Below are 3450 nucleotides of genomic sequence, written 5' to 3'. Positions count from 1 at the left end.
TTATATTTGGAGTATTGGGAGCGGGGAGAGGATTTGAACCTCTGACCTTCAGGTTATGAGCCTGACGAGCTACCGGGCTGCTCCACCCCGCAGGGGTGTATATGCCTGAGTTGTATTGGGTTCATAAGTTTCCCATTTGGCATATAGGTAACTGAGTTGTTCTTAAGATGAGAAGCTCAGTTATTTTATAGATCTGAATTGCACTTGATTGCTATTGAAGTCTTGTTCAGATGGTTTATTGGTTTGATCATTAATGGAATAATTATTAATGAGGATTGATATTTATAATCCGTATGTTGAATGTTGGTTAATCGATAGTGATTAACGTTTTGGATTATCGTGTAAGTTTTAATTGGGTATATTAGAAGACCTGGCGGCGACCTACTTTCCCATGCCTTAAGACATAGTATCATGGGCGCTGGGGGTTTTCACGGCCGAGTTCGGGATGGGATCGGGTGGTTCACTCCCCGCCATTGCCACCAGGTCATCTAATATACCCTTGTGTGTTGGTTGGTATTGTGAGTTTGTGGTTGGTTAATTTGGAATTGGTTATTTATAAGAGTGACTGATATGAGTGTATGTGTGTTTATAGTGTAAGTGCAAGGGCGATTAGTATCAGTTAGCTGCACATGTTTCCATGCTTTCACACCTGACCTATTAACGTGGTGGTCTACCACGGCCCGTAATGAGACCTCGTTTTGAGGGGGGTTTCCCGCTTAGATGCTTTCAGCGGTTATCCTTTCCATACTTAGCTACCCGGCGGTGCTGCTGGCGCAACAACCGGTACACCAGAGGTATGTTCACCCCGGTCCTCTCGTACTAGGGGCAAATCCTCTCAAGTCTCGACATCCACGGCAGATAGGGACCGAACTGTCTCACGACGTTCTAAACCCAGCTCACGTACCACTTTAATCGGCGAACAGCCGAACCCTTGGGACCTGCTCCAGCCCCAGGATGTGATGAGCCGACATCGAGGTGCCAAACCTCCCCGTCGATGTGGACTCTTGGGGGAGATCAGCCTGTTATCCCTAGAGTACCTTTTATCCGTTGAGCGATGGCCCTTCCACGTGGAACCACCGGATCACTATGGCCGACTTTCGTCTCTGTTCGAGCTGTCACTCTCACAGTCAGGCGGGCTTATGCCATTGCACTCAACAGCCGATGTCCGACCGGCTTGAGCCCACCATCGCGCGCCTCCGTTACTTTTTGGGAGGCGACCGCCCCAGTCAAACTGCCCACCATGCAGGGTCCCAATCCAGGCTTACTGGATATGGTTAGACATCAAAAAAACTCAGGGTGGTATTTCAAGGATGGCTCCACAAAGACTGGCGCCTCTGCTTCAAAGCCTCCCACCTATCCTACACAGCGTTTTCCTGATGCCACTACAAAGTTGCAGTAAAGGTTCATAGGGTCTTTCCGTCTGACCGCGGATACCCCGCATCTTCACGGGGAATTCAATTTCGCTGAGCCGATGCTGGAGACAGCGGGGAAGTCGTTACGCCATTCGTGCAGGTCGGAACTTACCCGACAAGGAATTTCGCTACCTTAGGACCGTTATAGTTACGGCCGCCGTTTACCGGGGCTTCAATTCAGTGCTTGCACACCTCCTCTTAACCTTCCGGCACCGGGCAGGCGTCAGACCCTATACGTCGTCTTTCGACTTTGCAGAGCCCTGTGTTTTTACTAAACAGTCGCTACCCCCTGCTCTGTGCCACCTGGTCATGGTTGCCCACGACCCGGTCTTGCTTATCCCGAAGTTACGCAAGTAATTTGCCTAGTTCCTTCAGCATCGTTCTCTCAAGCGCCTTGGTATTCTCTACCAGTCCACCTGTGTCGGTTTCGGGTACGGTCTATCCGCTAGAGCTATTTCCTGGAATAGTCCAAAAGCCAGATCAATCCAATAAGATCTGACAACATATTCTATTCGTCACTTCTAGCAGGTTCAGGAATATTAACCTGATTTCCATCGACTACGGCTTTCGCCCTCGCCTTAGGGGCCGACTAACCCTGCGTGGATTAACCTGGCGCAGGAACCCTTGGACTTTCGGCGACAGTGTTTCTCGCACTGTTTGTCGCTACTCATGTCAGCATTCGCACTTCTGATATCTCCAGAGAGGGTCACCCCGTCTCCTTCACAGACTTACAGAACGCTCCGCTACTGCGCATATAAATATGCACCCACAGCTTCGGCAGATATCTTGAGCCCCGTTACATTTTCGGCGCAGAGTTTCTTAATTAGACCAGTGAGCTATTACGCTTTCTTTAAAGGATGGCTGCTTCTAAGCCAACCTCCTGGTTGTTTTGGAATCTCCACATCCTTTCCCACTTAGATATCATTTGGGGGCCTTAGCTGGTGGTCTGGGCTGTTTCCCTCTCGACAATGGACCTTAGCACCCACTGTCTGTCTGCCATGCTCATACTCTTGGGTATTCGGAGTTTGATTAGGTTTGGTAGGTCTTTGGGACCCCCGAGCCCATTCAGTGCTCTACCCCCCAAGGTAATACATGACGCTCTACCTCAATAGATTTCGCGGAGAACCAGCTATTACCAAGTTTGATTGGCCTTTCACCCCTAGCCACAGCTCATCCCCGTCTTTTTCAACAGACGTGGGTTCGGTCCTCCAGTGCGTGTTACCGCACCTTCAACCTGGCCATGGCTAGATCACTTGGTTTCGGGTCTTCTGCCAGCAACTAATGCCCTATTCAGACTCGCTTTCGCTGCGCCTACACCTATCGGCTTAAGCTTGCTGCAAACAGAAACTCGCTGACCCATTATACAAAAGGTACGCTGTCACCCCATAAGAGGCTCCAGCTGTTTGTAAGCATTTGGTTTCAGGTCTCTTTCACTCCCCTTGTCGGGGTGCTTTTCACCTTTCCCTCACGGTACTTGTTCACTATCGGTCATCAGGGAGTATTTAGGCTTGGAGGGAGGTCCCCCCATGTTCAGACAGGATTTCACGTGTCCCGCCCTACTCAAGGACTTTAAAGATATTACGTATACGGGGTTATCACCCTCTATGACTGGTCTTTCAATACCATTCTACTTACCTCTTTAAAGCCACTGGCCTGTTCCGCGTTCGCTCGCCACTACTAGCAGAATCTCTGTTGATGTCTTTTCCTCCGGGTACTTAGATGTTTCAGTTCCCCGGGTTCGCCTCATACACCTATGTATTCAGTGCATGATCCCTCATACGAGGGGGGTTGCCCCATTCAGATATCCACGGATCAAAGTTTGCTCGCAACTCCTCGTGGCTTTTCGCAGCGTGCTACGTCTTTCGTCGCCTCCTGATGCCAAGGCATCCACCAAATGCTCTTTGTGCTCTTACTCATCACACATACACTCATATCAGCCACTTCACCTGCCCTTGCCCCAATTACTTTTATCTCTAAAAACAATCAAAACAATCCACAGCAAATAAAATACTTAATATAAGAGATGATAACTTTCATC

General features: G+C 49.4%; 1 tRNA gene and 2 rRNA genes. All 3 read right to left on the bottom strand.

Features of this window, described 5'->3' with window-relative positions:
- Window positions 1-15: 15 nt before the first annotated feature.
- A tRNA-Met gene (locus tag PQG54_RS12100) sits at window positions 16-92 on the bottom strand.
- Window positions 93-368: 276 nt separating this feature from the next.
- Window positions 369-484 (bottom strand): 5S ribosomal RNA (gene rrf / locus PQG54_RS12095).
- 106 nt (window positions 485-590) lie between these two features.
- A 23S ribosomal RNA gene (locus PQG54_RS12090) occupies window positions 591-3326 on the bottom strand.
- Window positions 3327-3450: the final 124 nt, after the last annotated feature.

The sequence above is a fragment of the Commensalibacter communis genome (assembly GCF_947179015.1).
Classification (GTDB): domain Bacteria; phylum Pseudomonadota; class Alphaproteobacteria; order Acetobacterales; family Acetobacteraceae; genus Commensalibacter; species Commensalibacter communis.
Note: the sequence above shows the minus strand (reverse complement) of the source record. Positions and strands in the feature narration are given on the sequence as shown.